Annotated in this window: 18 protein-coding genes; all 18 read left to right on the top strand. The window is 50.7% G+C overall.

All coding sequences use genetic code 11. From position 1 onward, the window contains the following. Positions 1-55: 55 nt before the first annotated feature. The 18 genes from rimP to V3O24_RS16870 all read left to right on the top strand — a co-directional run bounded on the left by rimP (position 56) and on the right by V3O24_RS16870 (position 22,018). Positions 56-541, top strand: a complete 486-nt coding sequence (gene rimP, locus V3O24_RS16955) for a ribosome maturation factor RimP (RefSeq protein ID WP_104424623.1) — start codon at positions 56-58, stop codon at positions 539-541. Beyond that, complete coding sequence (gene nusA / locus V3O24_RS16950; protein ID WP_104424624.1) at positions 531-2,036, top strand: transcription termination factor NusA; 1,506 nt, start codon at positions 531-533, stop codon at positions 2,034-2,036. The genes rimP and nusA overlap by 11 nt, the downstream gene beginning before the upstream one ends. A gap of 21 nt (positions 2,037-2,057) precedes the next feature. Continuing rightward, positions 2,058-4,724 carry a translation initiation factor IF-2 gene (gene infB / locus V3O24_RS16945; protein ID WP_104424625.1) on the top strand — a complete coding sequence of 889 codons (2,667 nt, stop codon included), beginning with the start codon at positions 2,058-2,060 and terminating at the stop codon, positions 4,722-4,724. 5 nt (positions 4,725-4,729) lie between these two features. Then, positions 4,730-5,116, top strand: coding sequence for a 30S ribosome-binding factor RbfA (rbfA, locus tag V3O24_RS16940; protein ID WP_104424626.1), 387 nt, complete (start codon positions 4,730-4,732; stop codon positions 5,114-5,116). A 5-nt stretch (positions 5,117-5,121) separates the two neighbouring features. Beyond that, positions 5,122-6,054 (top strand): tRNA pseudouridine(55) synthase TruB, encoded by a 933-nt coding sequence (gene truB, locus V3O24_RS16935; RefSeq protein WP_331308129.1) that lies wholly within the window; start codon positions 5,122-5,124, stop codon positions 6,052-6,054. A gap of 122 nt (positions 6,055-6,176) precedes the next feature. Beyond that, positions 6,177-6,446 carry a 30S ribosomal protein S15 gene (gene rpsO, locus V3O24_RS16930; RefSeq protein ID WP_104424628.1) on the top strand — a complete coding sequence of 90 codons (270 nt, stop codon included), beginning with the start codon at positions 6,177-6,179 and terminating at the stop codon, positions 6,444-6,446. 124 nt (positions 6,447-6,570) lie between these two features. Further along, positions 6,571-8,649 (top strand): polyribonucleotide nucleotidyltransferase, encoded by a 2,079-nt coding sequence (gene pnp / locus V3O24_RS16925; protein WP_104424629.1) that lies wholly within the window; start codon positions 6,571-6,573, stop codon positions 8,647-8,649. Between the two features lie 659 nt (positions 8,650-9,308). After that, a complete protein-coding gene (locus V3O24_RS16920) occupies positions 9,309-10,535 on the top strand; it encodes a type II secretion system F family protein (protein WP_104424630.1) in 1,227 nt (408 codons plus the stop codon). 2 nt (positions 10,536-10,537) lie between these two features. Beyond that, positions 10,538-10,999 carry a hypothetical protein gene (locus V3O24_RS16915; RefSeq protein ID WP_331308128.1) on the top strand — a complete coding sequence of 154 codons (462 nt, stop codon included), beginning with the start codon at positions 10,538-10,540 and terminating at the stop codon, positions 10,997-10,999. A gap of 126 nt (positions 11,000-11,125) precedes the next feature. Then, positions 11,126-11,671, top strand: coding sequence for a prepilin-type N-terminal cleavage/methylation domain-containing protein (locus V3O24_RS16910; protein ID WP_104424632.1), 546 nt, complete (start codon positions 11,126-11,128; stop codon positions 11,669-11,671). 66 nt (positions 11,672-11,737) lie between these two features. Beyond that, positions 11,738-12,343: a hypothetical protein gene (locus V3O24_RS16905; RefSeq protein ID WP_331308127.1), complete on the top strand. Its 606-nt coding sequence runs from the start codon at positions 11,738-11,740 to the stop codon at positions 12,341-12,343. A gap of 98 nt (positions 12,344-12,441) precedes the next feature. Continuing rightward, positions 12,442-12,789 (top strand): type II secretion system protein, encoded by a 348-nt coding sequence (locus V3O24_RS16900; protein WP_331308126.1) that lies wholly within the window; start codon positions 12,442-12,444, stop codon positions 12,787-12,789. An 82-nt stretch (positions 12,790-12,871) separates the two neighbouring features. Beyond that, complete coding sequence (locus tag V3O24_RS16895) at positions 12,872-14,605, top strand: O-antigen ligase family protein (protein WP_331308125.1); 1,734 nt, start codon at positions 12,872-12,874, stop codon at positions 14,603-14,605. Continuing rightward, positions 14,598-15,083: a type II secretion system protein gene (locus V3O24_RS16890; protein WP_331308124.1), complete on the top strand. Its 486-nt coding sequence runs from the start codon at positions 14,598-14,600 to the stop codon at positions 15,081-15,083. The genes V3O24_RS16895 and V3O24_RS16890 overlap by 8 nt, the downstream gene beginning before the upstream one ends. Next, positions 15,076-15,660 carry a prepilin-type N-terminal cleavage/methylation domain-containing protein gene (locus V3O24_RS16885; RefSeq protein WP_331308123.1) on the top strand — a complete coding sequence of 195 codons (585 nt, stop codon included), beginning with the start codon at positions 15,076-15,078 and terminating at the stop codon, positions 15,658-15,660. The genes V3O24_RS16890 and V3O24_RS16885 overlap by 8 nt, the downstream gene beginning before the upstream one ends. Beyond that, positions 15,660-16,484 (top strand): type II secretion system protein, encoded by an 825-nt coding sequence (locus V3O24_RS16880; RefSeq protein WP_348529996.1) that lies wholly within the window; start codon positions 15,660-15,662, stop codon positions 16,482-16,484. Before V3O24_RS16885 ends, V3O24_RS16880 begins: the two co-directional genes overlap by 1 nt. Before the next feature lies 1 nt (position 16,485). Next, complete coding sequence (locus tag V3O24_RS16875) at positions 16,486-16,902, top strand: hypothetical protein (protein WP_331308121.1); 417 nt, start codon at positions 16,486-16,488, stop codon at positions 16,900-16,902. A gap of 133 nt (positions 16,903-17,035) precedes the next feature. Beyond that, positions 17,036-22,018 carry a DUF6701 domain-containing protein gene (locus V3O24_RS16870; RefSeq protein ID WP_331308120.1) on the top strand — a complete coding sequence of 1,661 codons (4,983 nt, stop codon included), beginning with the start codon at positions 17,036-17,038 and terminating at the stop codon, positions 22,016-22,018. The last annotated feature ends 278 nt before the right edge of the window (positions 22,019-22,296 follow it).

Here is a 22,296-nt window from a genome sequence, read left to right as displayed (position 1 = left end):
GTCAATGGAAGAGCCTTAGGCTCTTTTTTTTTGTGCGAAAGTAAGTGAGGAAAAAATGAAACAGGCTCCTGAGCATTTGGTTAGTCTGATTGAGCCAATTGTTGAAGGTTTAGGTTATGAATGCGTAGGTATTGAATATAATCCTCATCCTAGGCATGGTCTGTTAAGAATCTACATCGACAGCGAGAACGGAATTCTTGTTGATGACTGCACTAAAGTCAGTCATCAAATCAGTGGGGTCATGGATGTCGAAGATCCCATTCAAGGGAATTATCAGTTAGAGGTTTCTTCACCGGGTGCGGACAGGCCTTTTTTTAAAGTGAGCCAGTTCGAACGCTATGTCGGCAGCGTGGTTTTGGTGAATTTATTTAAAGCCATCGATGGCCGCAGAAAAATTACAGGCCTGATAGAAAAAGTTGAAGGCGATATTGTTACGCTTCAGGACAATGGTCAGGTTTTTGAGGTTCCATTTGCCGCGATGAGCAAAGCGCGGTTGGTGCCTGAGTATTTAATTGAAAAAGGAGGACGCAGTGGCAAATAAAGAAATTTTGTTGGTGGTTGATGTTTTTTCTAATGAAAAGGATATTGAAAAAGAAATAGTTTTTCAGGCTATAGAATCAGCATTAGAAGCGGCTACAATCAAGCGCCACGCAAATCAAATCAAAGCCCGTGTCAGCATTAACAGAAAAACCGGCGACTATGTTACTTATAGGGTCTGGGAAGTGGTTGATGCCAACAATCAAATTGACGGTGATGTGGAGTTTCCGGAAACGCAAATACTGCTGGAAGTTGCAAAGCTTGATAATCCCGATGTTAAAGTCGGCGATTTGATCGAAGAAGAGATCGAGTCTGTCGATTTCGGACGTATCGCCGCACAAACCGCCAAACAGGTTATCATCCACAAAGTCAGGGAAGCTGAGCGCAAGAAAATTGTCGATGCTTATAAGAGCCGCGTGGGCGAACTGATTACCGGTATCGTAAAACGCATTGAAAAAGGCTGCGTCTACCTGGATTTGGGTGGACATGTGGAAGCTTATATCGCTAAAGAAGATATGATTCCTCGGGAAGCGATTCGTATCGGCGACAGAATCAGGGGTTATTTAAAGGATGTGCGTTCAGAGCCTCGCGGCCCGCAATTGTTTGTCAGCCGGACCGCACCGGAATTGCTGATTGCGCTGTTTCGTCTTGAAGTGCCTGAAGTCGGTGAAGGCTTGATTGAAGTGATGGGCGCTGCGCGTGATCCGGGTTCCAGAGCCAAGATTGCCGTCAAAGGCAATGATCCAAGATTGGATCCGGTCGGCGCTTGCGTCGGCATGAGAGGATCGCGAGTCCAGTCGGTTTCGAATGAACTGGCCGGAGAGCGCGTTGATATTATTCTTTGGAACGCAAGCGATGCTCAGTTTGTGATTAATGCGATGTCGCCGGCTGAAATCCAGTCTATCGTCGTTGACGAAGACAAGCACAGCATGGATTTGGCGGTAAGCTCGGATAATTTGTCTCAAGCTATAGGCCGTGGCGGACAGAATGTGCGTCTTGCAACACAGTTAACCGGTTGGGAACTGAATGTCATTGACGCCTCTAAGGCGGAAGAAAACAGCGAAGCCGAGGCTGACAAGATAAAGCAGTTGTTTGTCGAACAATTGGATATCGATGAGGATATTGCATTGATTCTGGTTGAAGAAGGTTTCAATACGGTTGAAGAAATCGCCTATGTTCCGGTCAGTGAAATGCTGGAAATTGAAGGTTTTGACGAAGAACTGGTGAATGCGCTCAGAAGCCGTGCTAAAGACGCTTTGTTGATTAGCGCTATTGCCGCTGAAGAAAAAATAGAAACGGCCGAGCCCGCACAGGACTTGCTGGAAATGGAAGGTATGGACAGGGATTTGGCTTATGACCTGGCCAGTCAAGGTATTATTACAATGGATGATTTGGCGGAGCAATCGGTAGACGATTTGTTGAATTTTCCAGGAATGAATGAAGATCGGGCGGCAAAATTGATTATGAAGGCGCGTGAGCCTTGGTTTGCTGAGGAATAGGCGAGTAGGTAAGGGGTTGAAATGAGTAATAAAACGGTACGGCAATTAGCTGAGGTAGTGAAAATACCTCTGGAACGATTATTAGAGCAACTGAAAGAAGCAGGATTATCTGCGAGTGCCCCTGATGATGTCATCAATGAAGACGAAAAGATGCAGCTACTCGCGCATTTGCGCAAACGCCATGGTAAGGATGAAGGTGCGGCCGAAGGTTCGCTGAAACGAGTGACGTTAAAGCGCCGGACTGTCAGTGAGCTTAAGCAGGCAAGCGTACCAGGCAGCACTACCAAAACGATCAGCGTTGAAATCCGCAAACAGAAAACTTACATAAAACGCAGCGAAGTAACCGAGTCTGACGAACAAAGGAACTTGGAGTTAGCCAAGCAAGCTGTTAAAGGGCAGGTTGCGCCGCAAACTGAAAGTTTTCCTACAGCGGAAGAGCCGGTAAAGGCGCAAGAAACTGTTTTGGAGCAAAAGAAAGAAGCCGCTGTTGCGCCGGAAGCTACGCCTGCTGTTGAAGAGCAAGTAACTGCCGAGCCTGAAGTTGAACATATTGCTTCCCAGCCGATTGAGACACTTTCGCCATCCCTGGCAGTTGAAGAAGAAGCTGAAGTCTCGCCGGTATTGGATCTCGAAGCAGAGACCGACTATGAATCATTGGTTAAAGCCAAAGAATCGACAGAAGCCAGAAAAAAACAACACGAAAAAGATCTTCGTCTTGAAGAGTCGATCAAAAGAAACGCTGAAAAAGTAAGGCAGCAGGCATCAGCCAAGCAAGAAATCCTGCATAGAAAAAAACAGGAAGAAAGTTCGCGTGCCGGCGCTGGCGGCAGAGACACCAAGAAAGCTAAGAAAAAAGGTAAGAAGACTGAGCGCGTCAATGTGAAGCCAGAAGGTAAACATCAGTTTGAAATGCCGGTTGAGCCGATCATAAAAGAAGTCACCATTCCGGAAATGATTATTGTGTCCGATCTTGCGCAAAAGATGAGCGTTAAGGCCGCCACGGTGATTAAGCATCTGATGAAGCTCGGTATTATGGCGACTATCAATCAAAGCATAGACCAAGAAACCGCGGTTATTTTAGTTGAAGAAATGGGTCACAAAGCCATCATGCAGAGTGATGACGATCTTGAGCAGGAAATGCTGGCTGAGGCGCAGGCAGACGATGATAATCGTGTGGAATTGCCCAGAGCGCCGATCGTTACCATTATGGGACATGTCGATCACGGTAAAACCTCGCTGCTGGATTATATCCGTAAAACCCGTGTTGCAGCCGGTGAGGCTGGCGGTATTACCCAGCATATCGGTGCCTATCAGGTAAAAACCGATCACGGTTCGGTGACCTTTTTAGATACACCGGGTCACGCCGCATTTACTGCAATGCGCGCCAGAGGGGCCGATGTTACCGACGTGGTCATTGTCGTAGTCGCAGCCGATGACGGTGTTATGCCGCAGACCAAGGAAGCGGTCGAACATGCCAGAGCCGCCAATGTGCCGATTATCGTCGCAATCAACAAGATCGATAAGCCCGACGCGAATCCTGACAAAGTGATGCAGGAACTGTCCAATATTAACGTGTTGGCCGAAGAGTGGGGCGGCGATGTGCAATTCCTGAGAATTTCGGCAAAAACCGGCGAAGGTATCGATGACTTGATCGAAGCGTTGATTGTCCAGACTGAAATCCTTGAATTGAAAGCGCCTGTCGAAGGTGCGGCATCGGGTATTGTTATTGAATCAAGGCTTGATAAAGGCCGCGGTGTCGTGGCAACGGTGCTGATTCAAAAAGGTACGCTGGAAAGCGGTCAAATGGTGCTGTGCGGTCATGAATACGGCCGCGTTAGAGCCATGTTCAACGAGAACGGCGTGTCGATTAAAGAAGCCGGGCCTTGTGCGCCGGTTGAGATTCTGGGGCTTTCAGGCACACCGAATGCCGGTGATGAATTCCTGGTAGTACAAAACGAGCGCATCGCTAAAGATTTGGCCAAGCACCGCGAAGACCGCAAGAAGCTGTCCCGACATGCGGTGCAGCAAGCCTCTAAGCTGGACGAAGTATTCTCCAGAATGACGACCGGTGAAATCGCCAGTGTCAATCTGGTGCTTAAAACCGATGTTCAGGGCAGTCTGGAAGCGTTGCGCAGCTCTTTGGTCGGTTTGTCGAACGACGAGGTCGAGGTCAAGGTCGTCTTCGGCGGCGTCGGCGGCATTAATGAAGGCGATGCGAATTTGGCGTTGGCTTCCGGTGCGATTCTGATGGGCTTTAATGTCCGGGCCGATGCGACTGCACGAAAACTGATCGAAGAAAAAGGCATTGACCTGCATTACTACAGCATCATTTATGAGGCGATCGATGAGGTTAAAAAAGCCATCAGCGGCATGTTGGCGCCTGAAATTAAAGAACAGATCGTCGGTCTTGCCGAAGTGCGCGATGTATTTAAATCGCCGAAATTCGGCGCGGTTGCCGGTTGTATGGTCGTTGACGGGTATGTGAAGAGAAATCTGCCGATACGGGTTCTGCGTAATAACGTGGTTATCTTTGAAGGGCAATTGGAATCTTTACGTCGTTTTAAAGACGACGCGAACGAGGTCAAAATGGGCATGGAATGCGGTATCGGTGTAAAAAATTACAACGATGTACAGCCCGGCGACCAGATCGAAGTGTTTGAACGTATCGAAGTGAAGCGGGAACTGTAAACCTCATGGCAAAAGAATTTGGTCGTAACGCCCGTGTATCATCGCAGATGCAGAAAGAGCTTTCTTTTATCCTGCAACGTGATATTGATGATTCCAGGCTGGGCTTTATTACTATCAATGAAGTTGTAGTCACCAAGGACCTTGCCGTTGCCAAAGTGTACGTCACGGTATTGAATGTCGACGAGCAGGGCAAGCGCGCTAATGTTAAAGTGCTGAACGAGCTGGCGCCTGTAATCCGGCACCAATTAGCCAAAAGGATGCGCTTGAGGCATATCTCCGAATTGCGGTTTTATTACGATGATTCGTTTGATACCGGCATGCGCGTTGCGGAACTGTTAAGCGACTTGGATAAACCGATTGATTCCGATCAGGACAAGCAAGACGAAGGTTAGGCTGCATGAGTAAACGCAAGTCCGGGTGCAATATTCACGGCATAGTGTTGTTGGATAAGCGCTTGGGCGTATCTTCAAACAGAGCCTTGCAGGAAGTCAGGCGCTTGTTTAACGCCAATAAAGCCGGGCATACCGGTAGTCTCGATCCTCTGGCTACGGGTTTGTTGCCGCTTTGTTTCGGCGAAGCGACTAAAGTATCGGCGCTAATGCTGGACGACAACAAGCGTTACCGGGTTGTGGTTCAACTCGGGATCATGACCGATACCGGCGATGCCGAAGGCGCGGTGATAGAAACCAAGCCGGTGCCTGAACTGTCCGTTGACGAAATCCTGGCCTGTCTGGAAAAGTTTACCGGCGAAATCGATCAGGTTCCGCCGATGTATTCGGCTTTGAAACAGAACGGTAAAAAGCTGTATGAACTGGCGCGGGAAGGTAAAACCGTCGAGCGCAAAGCCAGGCGCATCACCATATTCGAACTTAAGCTGCTGGATTTTTCCAAAGATCGGTTGACGTTGGACGTGTTTTGCTCAAAAGGCACTTATATCCGTTCGCTGGCCGAAGACATCGGCCACGACCTGGGCTGCGGCGGCACGGTAAAGGAATTGCGCAGGCTGGAAGCGGGCCAGTTCAGTATTAAAAATGCCAGGACCATCGAACAGCTGACGGCAATGGACCGGCAAAGTTTGTTCCAATGCCTGATTAATGTCGATAAACCGCTGGAAGCTTTGCCCTCCGTGCAGTTGTCCGGTGAACAGACAATCTGCATAAAACACGGTCAGACACTCGACCTTTTGGCGCTGCCAAGCACAAGCCCGGAAGCGAAGCAAGGTACGGTGCGCATGTATAATGACGCGGTGTTTTTAGGCTTGGGAGAAATGCGTTTGGATGGTAAACTAGCGCCGAAGAAGTTGTTCAATATGAGCAACGATCCTGCCTGATCTATACGTCCAGGCAGAAAGAATACACCTGTTTCTACACCCTATCGCGGAAACAGTGTACATAAGGAGTCGCCGGTTGGCGGCTTTATTTTTTTAATTTTTAATCTAAATAGGGATTACAAATGCCATTTACTGCAGAACAAAAAAAAGCGGTCGTAGAAGAATATCGTCTGTCCGAAACCGACACGGGTTCGCCTGAAGTACAGATTGCTTTATTGACAGCGCATATCACCCATTTAACACCGCACTTTGCAGAACACAAAAAAGACAACCATTCGCGCCGCGGTCTGTTGCGCATGGTTAATCAGCGTCGTAAATTGCTGGATTATCTAAAAAATAAAGACGGCAACCGTTATCGTTCTCTGATTGAACGTCTCGGTTTACGTAAGTAACAGTACAAAGAAACGGCACAACCTCGGTGCCGTTTTTGCTGTAGGTCGGGCCTACCCTAGCGCTCAACAGCGATTAGCGTAGCCCGCAAACAATCCTCAACTAACCTCGCAAAGGAACCTTATAGTGAATCCTATCAGGAAAGAATTTCAATACGGCGATCGACTCGTTAAATTAGAAACTGGTGAAATAGCGCGTCAAGCAGACGGCGCTGTTATGATCGACGTCGATGGTACAACGCTGTTGGTTACCGTCGTCGGTAAAAAACAGGCAAGTGGCGGCGACTTTTTTCCATTGACTGTTAACTATCAAGAAAAAGCTTACGCAGCCGGTAAAATACCGGGCGGCTTTTTCAAGAGAGAAGGTCGTCCCAGTGAACAAGAGACTTTAACGTCCCGTTTGATTGACCGTCCTATCCGTCCTCTTTTCCCAGAGGGCTATACCAACGAAGTCCAGATTATTGCAACCGTCGTATCGTTGAATCCTGAAGTTAATCCCGAAATTCCCGCTTTATTGGGCGCCTCTGCCGCCTTGGCTGTTTCAGGATTGCCTTTTAACGGCCCGGTAGGCGCAGCCACAGTAGGTTATAAAGACGGCGGCTATTTATTAAATCCAAGCCCTGACGCATTAAAAGAGTCGCAACTGGAATTGGTCGTTGCGGGAACCGCGCATGCGGTATTAATGGTCGAGTCTGAAGCCGACAATTTGTCGGAAGAAGTGATGCTGGGTGCGGTTTTATTCGGCCACGAGCAAATGCAGGTTGCGATTAACGCCATTAACGAATTTGCAAATGCTGCCGGTGCGGGCGTCGTCGAGTGGGTGGCCCCTGAAGTTAACACCGAACTTAAAAAACTGGTCACTGACGAAGTTGAAGAGGGCATTAAAGCTGCTTACCAAATCGCCGAGAAACTGGTCAGACAGGAAAAACTGAAAGAGATCAGGGATGTCGTGGTTGAAAAACTGGTGGCTAACGGCGAGTATGTAGAAAACGACATACGCGGCATTATCGAACACCTGGAATACCGCATTGTTCGCAACGCGATTCTTAACGAAGGTAAACGTATCGATGGGCGCGATTTGGACAAAATCAGGCCGATTACGATTAGAACGGGCGTATTGCCAAGAACCCACGGATCGGCATTATTTACCCGCGGCGAGACTCAGGCTATCGTGGTTGCAACACTGGGAACACAGCGTGATGCCCAAATCATCGATGCATTGGCCGGCGAGTACAAAGAGCCGTTCATGCTGCACTACAATTTCCCTCCGTACAGCGTTGGCGAAACCGGTTTTGTCGGCTCGCCAAAACGTCGCGAGATCGGTCACGGCCGCTTGGCGAAACGCGGCGTTGCCGCCGTATTGCCTAATATGGATGAATTTCCGTACACCATCCGCGTGGTTTCCGAAATCACCGAATCCAACGGCTCAAGCTCTATGGCCTCGGTTTGCGGCAGCAGCTTGGCGTTAATGGATGCTGGCGTGCCGATTAAATCGCCGGTTGCCGGCATCGCGATGGGCCTGATTAAAGAAGGCGACAGCTTTGCGGTATTGTCGGACATCATGGGCGATGAAGATCACTTGGGCGATATGGACTTTAAAGTCGCCGGTTCAGTAGACGGTATTACCGCGCTGCAAATGGACATCAAAATCGATGGCATCACCGCGGAAATCATGAAAACGGCTCTGGACCAAGCAAAACACGGTCGTTTGCATATCCTGGGCGAGATGAATAAAGCCTTGTCCACCACGCGTGAAGAAATGTCCGATTTCGCACCGCGTATCATCACCTTCAAAATCGATCCGGCCAAAATCCGCGAAGTTATCGGTAAAGGCGGCGCAACCATCCGCAGCATCACCGAGCAGACCGGAGCGAGCATTGATTTGACTGATGACGGTATCGTGAAAGTGGCATCCGTTGATAAGGCTGCCGGCGAAGAAGCGCGCCGGCTGATCGAAGAAATCACCGCTGAAGTTGAAGTCGGTAAAACTTATGAAGGCAGAGTCGTCAGATTAATGGACTTCGGTGCTTTTGTTACCATCCTTCCCGGTAAAGACGGCTTGGTTCATATCTCGCAAATTTCGGACGAACGTGTCGATAAAGTCAGCGACAGGCTCAATGAAGGCGATGTGGTCAAAGTCAAGGTGCTTGAAATAGACCGTCAAGGCAGAGTCAGATTGAGTATGAAGGAAGTCGACGCGGAATAATCCGCAGTTATTGCCGTTCTTAACAAAGAGCGGCTTAAGGATATAAAAAGGGATTGTGATTGGTCACAATCCCTTTTTTCGTTTACTCATGCTGGAAAGTAAAGTCCAGGGAGAGTAAAAAATATCAAGCTTTTTGTCAGGATCAGTTAATCCGGTGACTTGAAAGTATCAGGCAAAAAAAAGCGCCCTAGTCGAGAAAATAGGGCGCTGAAGGTACAACACTCAGGAAAGAGGTGAGGAGAAGCTACTAAACTTGTAAATGAATAAGCATTAACTATGCCAATTTATTATATCTTTATATTTCAGTAAGTTGAGCTATTTCTGGTAATTATTCATGTAGCATTTGCACCAAAAATAGCAGTTCATCCGTATTAACTGACCGGAATCAGTGCATTTTCTACTGATTTTTCCAGTCCTGTCCGGTGTGGATATGAATGGGTGGTTGAGTGCGCCTAAATTGGATGTTCCTTTGATGCGAAAGACGTCTTAAGTTGAGGGGGAAGTTTTTAAATATCATTTTTCCATCGACTACCGGAGTGATCATATGGAAAATAAGCTAAACTAATACGCTATTGTGTGTTTCGGCTTTCTCATTCGGTATTTTTTATTGCATCTGAGGCATCGTTCCTTCTACATTAGCCAATCACTGACAAAACTATATGCCATTTTTTTCATACAAAGGCCGTAACAATAAAGGCGAGCTGGTTAAAGGCGTGTTGGAGGGGCCTGATCGTAGTGCAATCGCAAAACAGGTTTTCAATCTCGGCATTACTCCGGTTGAAATCCTGCCCGGCTCAGCGCCTTCCCCCGAGAGCAATCTGTCGATTAATCTGTTTCAAGAGAGTATAGAACTGGTTGATGTGATGATGTTTTGCCGGCAAATGTACACCTTGCTCAAAGCCGGTATTCCTATTATGAGTGCACTGAATGTTCAGCTGACATCGATCAGAAATAAAGCATTTGTCGAGGTGATTTCCGAGGTTCGCGCGAGTCTTGATAGCGGCCACGAGTTATCCGCCGCGCTCAACCAGCATCCGAAAGTATTCAACAGTTTTTATATCAGCATGATACGCGTCGGCGAAACTACCGGCATGCTGGACAGGGTATTTCTGCGTCTGGTCGATTACCTGGAATTTGAAAAATTTATGCGGGAGCAGATCAAGGCGGCGTTGCGCTATCCTACATTTGTCATGGCGGCGATGGTTGTGGCGATTGTTGTCATTAACCTGTTCGTTATTCCCGCATTTGCCAAAGTGTTTGCAAATATGGGGGCGGCGTTACCGTTAATGACTAGGGTTTTGTTGGGCTTTTCTGATTTTATGGTGACCTCGTGGCCGTATTTGCTGGTAGGTATCGTGGTGGCGGGATTGCTTTTTCGCGCCCATGTCACATCAATTAACGGTAAATATCAATGGGACAGCTTTAAATTAAAAATTCCTATTGCCGGTGCAATTATCCACAAGGCAAGCATGGCGCGTTTTGCCAGAACCTTTGCGCTGTCCAGTAAAAGCGGCGTGCCGATCATGAGCACATTAACCCTGGTGGCGCAAACCGTCGATAACGACTTTATCGCGCATAAAGTGGAGCAAATGCGCCAAGGCGTCGAGCGCGGCGAAACGATTTTGCGCACAGCGACTAATGCCGGCATCTTTAATTCCTTGGTGCTGCAAATGATTGCCGTTGGTGAAGAATCGGGTGCATTGGATGATTTGATGGAAGAAATTGCCGACATGTATCAGCGCGATGTCGAATATGAAATTAAAACTTTGGGGGCTAGAGTAGAGCCGATTATGATCATATTTTTGGGTGTGCTCGTGCTTATTCTGGCTTTAGGTATTTTTCTGCCGATATGGGATCTTGGCAGAGCGTCGTTGCACAAAACCTAGCTATGAAACCGAAAATAAAACTATCGCAATCCGGTGCAAGCCTTTTTGGCTTTGCAATTTACATCAGCATTGTTTCCATGCTGACCTTCGGTTTGACGTCTGCTCTTAATCGCGTGCAAGGCCGAGCCGAGACGATAACGATGGAAGCCGACTTGGCCAATATGCGTTGGGAGTTGCGCGAACTGTGGGTTCACCGTAATGCGACCGGGCAATCGTTTTCCGCCGGCGAGATAGAAAATCTCAATCCGCTGCTGCTGTTGGGCGGGCGTCCGAACAATTATAGCGGCGAGTTCGCAGAAGCGCCTGCGGGCGTTCGATCTGTCTGGTATTTCGATACTAAAGCCAAGCGCTTAGTGTATGTTTTTAGCGATGGCCGTCAAATACGCTACCGATTGACCAGCACCGCCAAGCTTAATCGCGCTTCACAGGGCGCAATGGGCGGGGTGGATTTGGCGCCTGATTAAGAGGGGGCGGAGCCTCATAAATCTTAAATTGCTGCATAACAACGTTTAAACCCATGAAAAAAACTATATGACACAAACGGTAAGGTGTAGAATTTCCATATGTCGAACTCTGCGAAAATAACTAAAATGTTTAAATCAAAAGGTTTTACCCTGGTTGAACTGATCATTGTCATCGTCATCCTGGCCATATTGGCGGCGGTAGCGTTGCCGCGATTGACCAATTTGCAGCTTGATGCCCGTATTGCCAAGCTTAATGCGGCGCGCGGCAGCGTTGCGGCCACCTCGGCTATGGTTCATGCCACCTTGTTTGCCCGCAACGGTAGAGCCGATACGGCGGCTTGCCCTGCCGGCGGCGGTACGGCTAACAACTCTACCAGTGGAACAGGTACTCTGTGTAGTGAGGCAGGCATTATTAATCTGGTTAATGGTTACCCTGCGGTTACCGCAATAGGTACATCTGGAGGCATATTGACTGCCGCAGGCCTGACAACCGTATTTAATCCAAGTCTGACAGAATTGCAGGCAGAAGGTTATGACTACACGGTGTCAGGAACGACGGCGACTTTTCAAGTTCGCGGCGGCAGTTCTCCGGCCAACTGCTCATTCACCTACACCGAACCCGTTGCTAATGCCGCCCCTGTTATCAGTATTGTGACCACATCAGGATGTTAGTTTATTGTCTCTCGGTAAATACCGAGAGGCTGTGTGGATTTTTAAACCGAATATATCCTTAACGCCATGGACATATTGAATCAAGTTCTGCTGCAATCATCGCTGATGTTTTTCTTCGGTGGCAGCATTACGGGTATTCTGGTGGGAGTAGCAATGCTGCTTAAGCCTGAACAGTTGATGCGTTTGAATCAGCAGGTTTCCCGCTGGATCTGCACTGAAAAAATCGCCGTGCAGCTTGATTGTCGGCGGCGGATAGAGCCTTTTATTTACCGGCATCATCGTCTGATGGGGGCGGGTGTACTGATCGGGGCCCTATTTGTGTTGCATACTTTTCTGTTTCGCTACAATCTTAGAGTCATTTCAACGTTGATACCTGAGAAGTACTGGTGGTTGTCGGATGCTCTGGTGTCATTGCTACTGATCGGTAGCCTGTTGGCGGCGCTGATTGGTGGTGTCGTGTTGAGCAAACCCAGTCTGCTGCGCGATATTGAGGCATCGGCCAATCGCTGGGTTGGTACAGAACATGCGTCGTCCTGGCTCAACAGAAATCATCATTTTATCGAGCGGATTTTATTTAGCTACCACCGGCTTTTCGGTGCATGCATCTTGACCGCCAGTCTATATGCTTTTGTCGCGCTCAGGTGTTATTTATTTTGCGGTGCAGAGGGGTAGAAAAGTTGTAAATTTTTAGTGATTACATTACACTAATACAAGAGCTGCGGCTCTAAGACTATAGGCCGAGGCCTTAACTTTTTTAATAAGAGATAATTATGAACACACAATTTAGAAAGGCTCAATCAGGTTTTACTTTAATCGAACTGGTTGTCGTTATCGTAATTCTGGGTATTTTGGCGGCGACGGCGTTACCGAAATTGCAGTCTTTGGATGATGATGCCAAGAAGGCTGTGTTAGATGGAACGATCGCCGCAATTCAATCGGCGGCAGCAATTTCCTATGCCAAACAAAAAACCGCTAATGCGTTTTCAGTTATAAGCGATCAAGTCATTTTGCCGGCAGGCGTAACCATTTCAACAGCAACATGCAGCGGAGCCGTTACCTATACTAGCGGTGGTATAACTAAATCGTTTTCTCTTGATTCTTCTGTTTGTTCTGGATAATGGCTAAACGGCCTTGAAATTCGTTTCAATCTCAAAAAGGGCGTTCGCGCCCTTTTTTGTCATTGCCGCCTTGCTTTGCTTATTGCAGACATCTCGCTACATCGATTTTCTTTTCTGGTGGTTGGGCTTATGCTTATTGGCAGCATTGGCTTGTTTGCAGCAAGAGCGGCTTTTTACGCTGTCATGGATTAATTCCGCATTAATCGGCTTTTGCCTGCTGTTGTTTACTAATACGTTGTATCTCAATCCCGCCTATTACGCTGGCGGCATTTATTTCCCCTTTACACTGTTGATTGCTTTTATTGTCGCTTCGTACCGCCCTGTCTGGCTGACGCAAACAGGCTTTAAGATATTTTGTGCAATTGTTGCCCTGATTGCTGTTTGGGCGCTGGTGCAATGGCTGACCGGCTGGGGATTTTTGAGTGGAAAAAGCGCGCGCTCCGTGGCGCTGTTTTCGAGCACTAATACCTTGGCGACGATGCTTAATCTCGGTTTGATGCCGGTTCTCGGCTTTTACCTGCTGGGGCGCGGCGGGCGCGGTGTGTATGGGTTGACGTTGTTGCTGTTTGCAGGATTACTCACAACGCAAAGCCGTGGCGGTTACTTGGGGCTATTGTCAGGCATTTTGTTTTTTATAACCTTTGTCGGGCAAACTTCAGTCGTTGAACAGTGGAGGCGTTACCGGGCAGTAGCGGTCGGCTTCCTCGCCGTTTTGGTTTTTTTTAAATTTTATGCCTGGCTGGGGCTGGCCAGCTGGAGCATGGATCCGGTTTTCGCCACGCTCAGTCATGGCGATACCTCAAACCGTTGGGAAATATATCAGGTTGCTTGGCGGGGCCTGGCCGAGCAGTTGTGGCTGGGAATCGGCTATTATAATTTCGGCTATTATTTTGAAGCTCATAAAGTACCGCCATTTCTCGATAGACGCATAATTTTCGTTCACAACGACTATCTGGAATTTGCGCTGGAAACCGGCCTGTTGGGCTTGGGTTTGTTTTTGTTACTGATTGCTGCGGTGTACGGACAATTGTTCAAATTCCGGCAGCAGGCAATGGCTAGGCAGTGCTTGCCGCTTATCTTGTCTGCGGCAGCCATCACCTCGATGTTGGCTCATGCGTTGGTGGACTATCCTTTTTATATTCCGGTGTTGATGGCTGTTTTTGGAGCTTATCTGGGGATTATCAATCAGCAACTCATCGATATGGGCGCAACTCATTGGCAGTTGCCGAAAATATCGGCGCAACATTTTTTAGGTTTGCGTTCCGGTTTTATCGGTAACGCACTGGCGATCGGTCTGGTGGCATGGTTGAGCTTGCCCGCTCTTGCCTTGGGTGCAGCCAATTACAGTTCGTACCGATTGCTGATCGGAGACGCGCAGCACGCCTTGTTTTGGAGTGGCGTTGCGCGGACTTTGCAGCCGCTAACTGCTAGTTACTACTGGAAAGAGGGCATCATTTGGCGGGATCAGGGCGTTGCCCAGAACAGGCCAGAGCTGCTGGATAAGGGTAACGCCGTTTTTAGCCAAGGATTTGAAGTTAACCCGCTTGAAGTCAATAGTTTGCTGGAGAAAATCGCTCTGCATCGCCAATACGGAAGCATGCTTAAACAACCGGCTTCACATCAGGACATCATGGCCTGGATCAATTACGTCAAAAGCCGGCAACCGAATTCGGATGAGGCTCAAATCGAATACGTGCATTGCCTGGATTTTGTCGGGGAGCACGCCAAAGCGATCGAGCAAGCCAAGATACTGATGGGTAAACGGCCGCAGTCAAAACCGGTACAAAAACTGTTTGAATCGGTGTCCCATGAGTAAGCGATGCAACGGCTTTTCGCTGATAGAATTGATCGTGATCATGGTTATCATGGGTATATTGTCGGCCTATGCCTCGTCCCGGATTAATTTTACGAGTCATTCGGCCGCCGGTTGCGTTGAGACCGTCAAAGCCTCCATTAGAATGGCTCAGAAGCTGGCGATTGCGCAACGAAGCGCGGTAACGGTCAACGTGGGCGACGCTTGCGAAGTGACTGTCGGCGGCGAAAACTACCCGGCGTTGACCGGCGTTAACGTCGCTTATTCCGGCGGCGTGAGCAATCCCGAAGACTTGACTAATCCCGGCAACGTGACTTTCAATGGACTAGGGCAGCCGTTTCTGGACGTGGCAGCACCGATGTTATCGGTACCGATGACATCCGTCAGAATTTTTACCATATCCGGCGGTGATGTGGTTCGCTATGTTTGCCTGGAGCCCGAAACGGGCTATGTGCATCAGGGAGTCGAAAACTGTGTTTAACCGTCAACAAGGCTTATCGCTGATAGAATTGGTTATATTCATGGTCATCGTCGGCGTGGCGATGGCGGGGGTTATTGCTTCGATCAATTACAACGTACAGCATTCAGCCGACCCGGTGGCTAAAAAGCAAGCGCTGGCCATTGCGGAAGCGTTGCTGGAAGAAATCGAACTGATGCCGTTTACCTGGTGTGACCCGGACGACGCCAATATCGAGACGGCAAGCAATTATACTGAATGCGCCGCGTTGTCAGAGAACAACACTGCGCCGGAACCCGGCGAGACACGTAGCGGCCTCACCCCCTTCGATAATGTCAATGATTACAACGGTTACTGCATGGCAACCCCCGGCTGTCCGGTAGCGAGCATTCGCGACATCACCGACGCGATAATTCCAGAGCTGGATGGATACACGGCCAGTGTGGCCGTCGCTGCCAGCGATTTGGGACCTGTCGACAGCAGCATCGCACTCGCCAGCGGCGCGGCCTTGCACATCACCGTCACTGTCACCGGTCCCCTCGATACAACCGTGGTGTTGGAAAGTTACCGCACCCGCTATACGCCGCAGGAGTCGATGTGATGCTATCCCGCAACCGCAGCCAATCCGGCTTCACCCTAATTGAAGCCGTCATGGTGATAGTGATTACCGGAATAATCGGTGTATTGGCAGCCGGCTTTGTCAGGCCCTTAGAAGGCTATTTTGATACGCTCAACCGCGCCGACCTGTCCGATACGGCGGATACCGCTTTACGGCGCATGGCGCGCGATATACGTCTGGCGTTGCCGAACAGCGTAAGAATAAATATTTCCGGCAACAGCCGCTACCTTGATTTTTTGGCGACTACCGGCGGTGGTCGTTATCGTGCCGCGCTTGATGCGGGGGCGGGGGATATTCTCGATTTTATCGCTGCCGACACCAGCTTCGATGTACTGGGGCCCCCCGTAACTATCGCAGCCGGAGACCAGATTGTGGTGTCTAACCTGGGCGATCCCGGAGCGGACGCCTACGAGGGTAATACGCTGAGCACACATGTCCGCCGCGCCGCTTCGGTTACCGGAACGGTTGCCAATGTGTCAATTACTTCAACCAATCCGCTGCCGCACGAATCGCCCGCGCAGCGCTTCCAGATTGTCCATGAACAAGTACGCTACCTTTGCGATTTAACGACAGGCAGGCTCATCCGTTACGCAGGATTTCCCATTGCGCCGCCGGCCGCGCAAGTGCCGGTCGGGGGAAGCAACGCATTATTGGCATCGGGGGTGACGGCATGCAGCTTTACTTATGCGCCTGGGTCCGCCCAACGTTCAGGTTTGGTTACCATCAGCCTCACGCTATCCAATAATTCCGATCCGCTAGACAATGTGACCTTACTGCATCAGGTTCATGTCCAAAATGTGCCGTAATATGAAACAGCGCGGATTCAGTCTGGTCATGGCGATTTTCCTCATTGTAGTCTTAGGCGGTATCGCCGTTCTGGTTGGCCGGGTGTCTACGATGCAACACCACAGCAGCGCACTGGATGAAGAAGGAGCGATGGCCTATCAGGCGGCCCGCACAGGGATTGAGTGGGGCGTTTATCAGGCTATTCAAAACACCAGTTGTGCGGCGCTCAGCCAATTCACCCTGCCATTGACAGTGCCGATGACCGCAACGACTCCTCAAAGCACGGTTAATTATACCGTGACAGTGGCGTGTGCGCTGACGCCATGGACTGAAGGCGCAACTGCTTTCAATGTGTACCAAATTACCGCCACAGGGGCTAACGCCGGTGTCGGAAACTACCGCGTTGAACGTCGATTAACCGCAACCGTATCAAAATGATTGCCGGGAGGGGGCGGCTTGACCGCATCGCAGGTAAAATAACAAGGTACGCGGGGGGAGCGAACTGCATCGATCGCGAACTCGAAATGACAAAGCACAATTGACGAAGCCGGAACAAGCGAGAGAGTAAAAAATGCATAGCATGATGATCTGGAAAAATAGAGTCTGTTTCAGTGTGTTCCGTTTTCTGCAAAACTACAGCGTTATATCCGTTGCAAGAAGATGCGTGCTTATTCTTGTTGCAATGGCAATTTTTTTATCGTCTCAAAATGCGGCAATGGCTGCGGTTGCGTATGGTGCTAGCGGCAGCGCCGCTACCGGCAGTACATCGCTATCGGTTTCGTATCCAAGCGGCATCGCAGCCGGTCATTTGCTGGTGCTGGTCGTCGGCAATAAGTATCCCACCAATGGTCCGGCAACGCCGTCCGGCTGGACATTGGTTGCAAACGGCCAAGGATCGGGCGGACTTGGTTCAGCGGGTGGCGATAGAGGGACAGTCTACAACACCGTTTTTGTCAAAGAAGCGCTCGGTTCCGAGTCCGGCAATCTCTCGGTAACGCTCAGTTCCGCCAACAGTTCGATGGCGCGGATGTTTCGGTATACCAAAGCCTCCGGTGCGACCTGGAGTTATGCCGCCACGAACGGGAGCGATAATACGGCTGGAACTTCATGGTCTGTCACCGGTGCAGCTAATCCGGGGATTACTTCCGGGGACGTGTTGATTGTAGGAAGCTCGGTGAACGGGAATAGGATCAACAGCTGGACTGAATCCATTTCCGCCGCGGGCGCAACTTTCGGAGCTACTACCGAGAGAAACGATACCAACAGTAGTACCGGAGACGATATGGCGCTCGTCGTCTCGGAGCATTCCGTGACCGGCGGAACCGCCACTGCCGCTCCCGTTTATACGATGACTGGATCCGGTGGATCCGCGAATACAACTAGCCCAACAGGCGCATCGGTGATTTTGCGGATCAGGGAGCTCGCTCCTGTCAATTGCACCAGCCAAGCTACCGGCAACTGGAATGCGCCATCAACCTGGACGCAATGCCGTAGCGGTATTCCACTGGCCGGCGACAGTGTGACCATCGCAAACACCCATAACGTGACGCTGAATGTCAACACGCCTACGCTGACTACGTTGACCATCAATTCCGGCGGCACCCTGACCAATACCGGCAGCAACGCCATCACCCTCAGCGGTGCGCTCAGCAATGCGGGCACCTATTCCGGCGGCAGCGGCGCTGTTACTTTCGGAAGCAGCTTCACCAACACCGGCAGCTATTCCGCGGGCAGCGCCACGACTACGCTGACCGGCAATTTCAGTAACAGCGGCACATTGACTGCGGGTACCGGGGCTTGGATATTTTCGGGCAGCTCGGCGCAGTCGCTGACCGGCGCTACCGGCTTCAACAACCTGACATTAAACAACGCCGCAGGTCTTACGCTGAATAATGACGTTACGGTTTCCGGTACATTGACGTTAACCAGCGGAACATTCTCTGTCGGGGCGCACACATTGACGCTCAATGGCCCGTCGATTGCCGGCACGCCGGCTAATTTGTCGGCGACGTCGTCTTCCAGCCTGTCTTTCGGCGGCAGTTCGACCGGCGTAACCGTACCCGCCAACGTCACGGCGCTGAATAATCTGACGGTCAATAACACCAACGGCGTCACTCTCGGCGGCAGTTCGGTTACCACCACGCTGAGCGGCACGCTGGCGCTCGATGCAAACACGCTGACTACAGGCACGAACACCTTAACCTTGGCTGGAAATTGTACATCCGGCGGAGGAAACGGCAGTCTGACCCGCACCAGCGGCTACGTTGTCGGCAACCTGAAGCTGACATTCCCGGCCGGAAACAGCGCTTGTATCTACCATGTCGGCGACAGTATCGGTTACTCCCCGGTCACGGTAAATATCGCTGTCAGCGTCGCCGGTACTCTGTCCGGGCGCGCCGATGCTTACGATCATCCCGATACCCTGGCCGGAGCTTCCGGTATCGACGAGACAAAAAGCGCAAACCACTACTGGACATTAACGGCAGGGACATTAACCACGACCGGTTATTCCGCGACTTTCCGGTTTTGCGCCAACTCCGCTTCATGCACGGCTACCGAAGTCGATACGGGAGCCAACACCGGCAGTTTTATCGTCGCGCAAAAGAACGCGGGTATCTGGTCGACAAAGACCGTCGGCACCAAGAACGCTTACTCCACGCAGGCTACCGGCATTACCGTTTTTGGTGAATTTGCCGTCGGCGAAATTTCCACCAACAACTGCTTTAACGATACGTTTACCGGCGCGAACGGCTCTTCTCCTGGAAGCAATTGGTCAGTCGGCTACCAAAGCGGGACTTTTGGAAACCCAGTCATTTACGGTAACCGGCTGCGGCTGACCAATGCTTCAGGCACTGCCGCCACTTGGGCAACGCTGCAAAGATTGTTCCCGGGAGCGGGCAACAAGATTACTTTAGAATTCGATTTCTTCGCTTATGGCGGGAACGGCGGCGACGGCGTTGCCGTGGTTCTGTCCGATGCCTCCGTGGCGCCCGAGGCCGGCGCTTTCGGAGGATCTCTCGGCTATGCCCAAAAAAGCAACCCAGGTTCCGATTGTACGACGGTCGGCGGTTGTCCCGGATTCGCAGGCGGCTGGCTCGGAATTGCGCTAGACGAATTCGGCAACTATTCGACCAATACCGAGGGCCGCTTCGGTGGCTATGCGACAGGAATCTCACAAGCAATAGCCGTGCGCGGCTCCGGTTCTGGCATGTCGGGTTATCGTTACCTGCTGGGAACCGGTACGCTGAGTCCTGAGCTTGACGACAACAATGATGCGAGTCCTCCTCATCGCTACCGGGTCGTTGTCGATCACACGGACGGTGTTCACGCCTGGACTTCAGTGGAGCGCGACACCACCGGCGGAGGCACGGCCTATACGCCCCTGATAGGCTGCCCGCCGGGGATAACCGGCGGTTGCACGGCTTTCGATGTCAAGGACCCTGGGTATAGCCAGAATGCGGTCCCTTCTTATTGGAATTTGTCCTTTACCGGCTCCACCGGCGGCGCAAACAACATACACGAAATTGATTCGCTGAAAGTTTGTACCGTTCAGGGGCTTGCCAGCCCGGTCCTTCACCATATTCAAATCGAACATGGGGGAACGGCCTGTACGGCCAATGCTGCGACTGTGGTAATCAAGGCTTGCGCCAATGCGAATTGCGATGCGCTTTATATGGGCAGCGTGACGACCACGCTGACCACGACGGGGGGGACATGGTCACCCACATCGCCAATTACTTTCAGCGGCGGTCAAACGACGGTCACTTTGACAGACGGCACTTCGCGCTCGGATACTCTGGGCGCAACCGGAACTTCGCCGACTGCGAGTAACGCGACGCAGTGTTTCAACGGCGCGACGGAAACCTGCGCTTTGACCTTCGCCACTTGCAGATTTGACGCGATCGAGGTCGGAGCCGCCGCGACTACGCCGATTTATACCAAGATGGCGAATACGGCTTTCAGTCTGGATGTATTGTCCAGGAGTTCTTCCAGCCAGACATTGACCGCTATAGAACTGGTGGATCTTAGCAGCGGCACATGTTCCAGTCCGGCCTCCGTATTATCGCCGGTGACAGTGACCGGCGGCAGTTTCAGCTTCAGTGGTAATCAGCGCAAGACATTCAGTTTTACCTACAACAATGCCGCGCCTAATGTTAAGGTGCGCTTAACGACTTCCGGCCCCGTGTATTCATGCTCGTCGGACAACTTTGCGATCCGGCCCCAGGGTTTTTCATTGGCGAGTAACGCCACGCAGACAGGCAGCAGCGGCGCTCCTGTGTTTCGGGCGGGATCGGATACCTTCTGGTTGGACGCGACAGCGCTATACGGTTCAACCACGACCACCCATTATACCGGTATACCCAAGCTGAACCTTAACACGGGAATGACCACGACAACATTAGCTCATGCCGGTGTTCTTGGTTCTACTGCATTTGAAGCCGCCGAGAATGGCGTTGCCAGGGCAGGCAGCCTGACCTATTCCGAGGTGGGGAATTTCAGTCTTGCTCAGTACGCAGTTTATGACGATACCTTTGCCGAGGTGGACTCAGTAAAAGGGGAATGCACGTCATCTTTTAGCAATACGTTGTCTAACAGCCGATATTCCTGCCAGTTCGGATCATCCGCAGCGGGAGCGTTTGGCCGTTTCGTGCCCGATCATTTTAGGGTCTCTGCTGCGGTAGATAATGCTTGTACGGATGAGGAACATACCTACATGGGGCAGCCTATTCCGCTGTCCACAGCCATTGTGGCTCAAGCCGAAAACGCGGCGAATGGCGTGACGCAGAATTACGCCGGAGCTTACGCGCCCGGTACGATCGCTTTCGGCGCCGAGAATGGCGACGATGGGACGAATTTGTCTTCGCGCCTTACTTTTTCCACTAATGGCGGCTGGGCTTCCGGCGTCTACACGCTGACGAGCGTAAACGGTACGTTCATGCGGCCAGGGGCTAACGTTGCCGATGCTACATGGGGTTCTTTCGAGTCCTTGAATGTTGGCCTGACGGTCAATGATAACGATGTGTCGACAGTACCCAAGGTCAAGGACGCCGATATGAACCCTGAAGCTGCCGGCGGCAGTGTTTTTACTTACAAAGAATTTACCGGGAGTCCGTTAAATATCCGTTTCGGCCGTCTCAGTCTGCAAAATGCCGCCGGCTCCGAATTGCTGGCCCTGCCTATGCCGTTGACGGCTGAATATTGGAATGGCGGTGCTTGGGTTGTGAATACAGCGGACAGCTGCACCGCGCTAACCGCTCCTACGGTAGGAAACGGCTTGACGCTTAACCTCGCCAATAGCGGGACGACGGCGGCTACGTTGAACAACCCCTTGGTATCCGGTGATGCGGGTTTTACTCTAAGCGCTCCCGGCGTGACGCACGGCGGTTTCGCCGATGTGGTCATTACCTCTACTCCGGCTTGGCTGAAATTTAATTGGGATGGTTTGGATCAGGGCGATGATGGCGACCTGTTCGACGATAACCCAAGCGCCCGCGGCACTTTTGGTATTTTCAGAGGCAACAATAATTTTATTTATACCCGCGAACTTTATTAACTGATGTTACGCAGTCTTTATTGGTTGAGGAAAAGCGTCGCTAACGCGACGGTTATTTGAATCGGGTTCTCTCAGCCGAAGGCGAGTTACTTTCCGCTACGAAACCGTCCCTGGTTTTCGCTCTCCGGGCCGGCCTTATCGGCTCCTACAAAGCTTAATTTAGGAACGTGCATGAAATAACTTGAGCAAGTTTTATTTTTCATTTTTTAACCATGAAGGACATGAAGCGGCATGAAAGGTTTAAGTCTTCATGCTCTTCATGGTAATTGCCTAAATTA

This window comes from Methylobacter sp. Wu8, from assembly GCF_036440755.1.
Classification (GTDB): domain Bacteria; phylum Pseudomonadota; class Gammaproteobacteria; order Methylococcales; family Methylomonadaceae; genus Methylobacter_A; species Methylobacter_A tundripaludum_A.
Note: the sequence above shows the minus strand (reverse complement) of the source record. Positions and strands in the feature narration are given on the sequence as shown.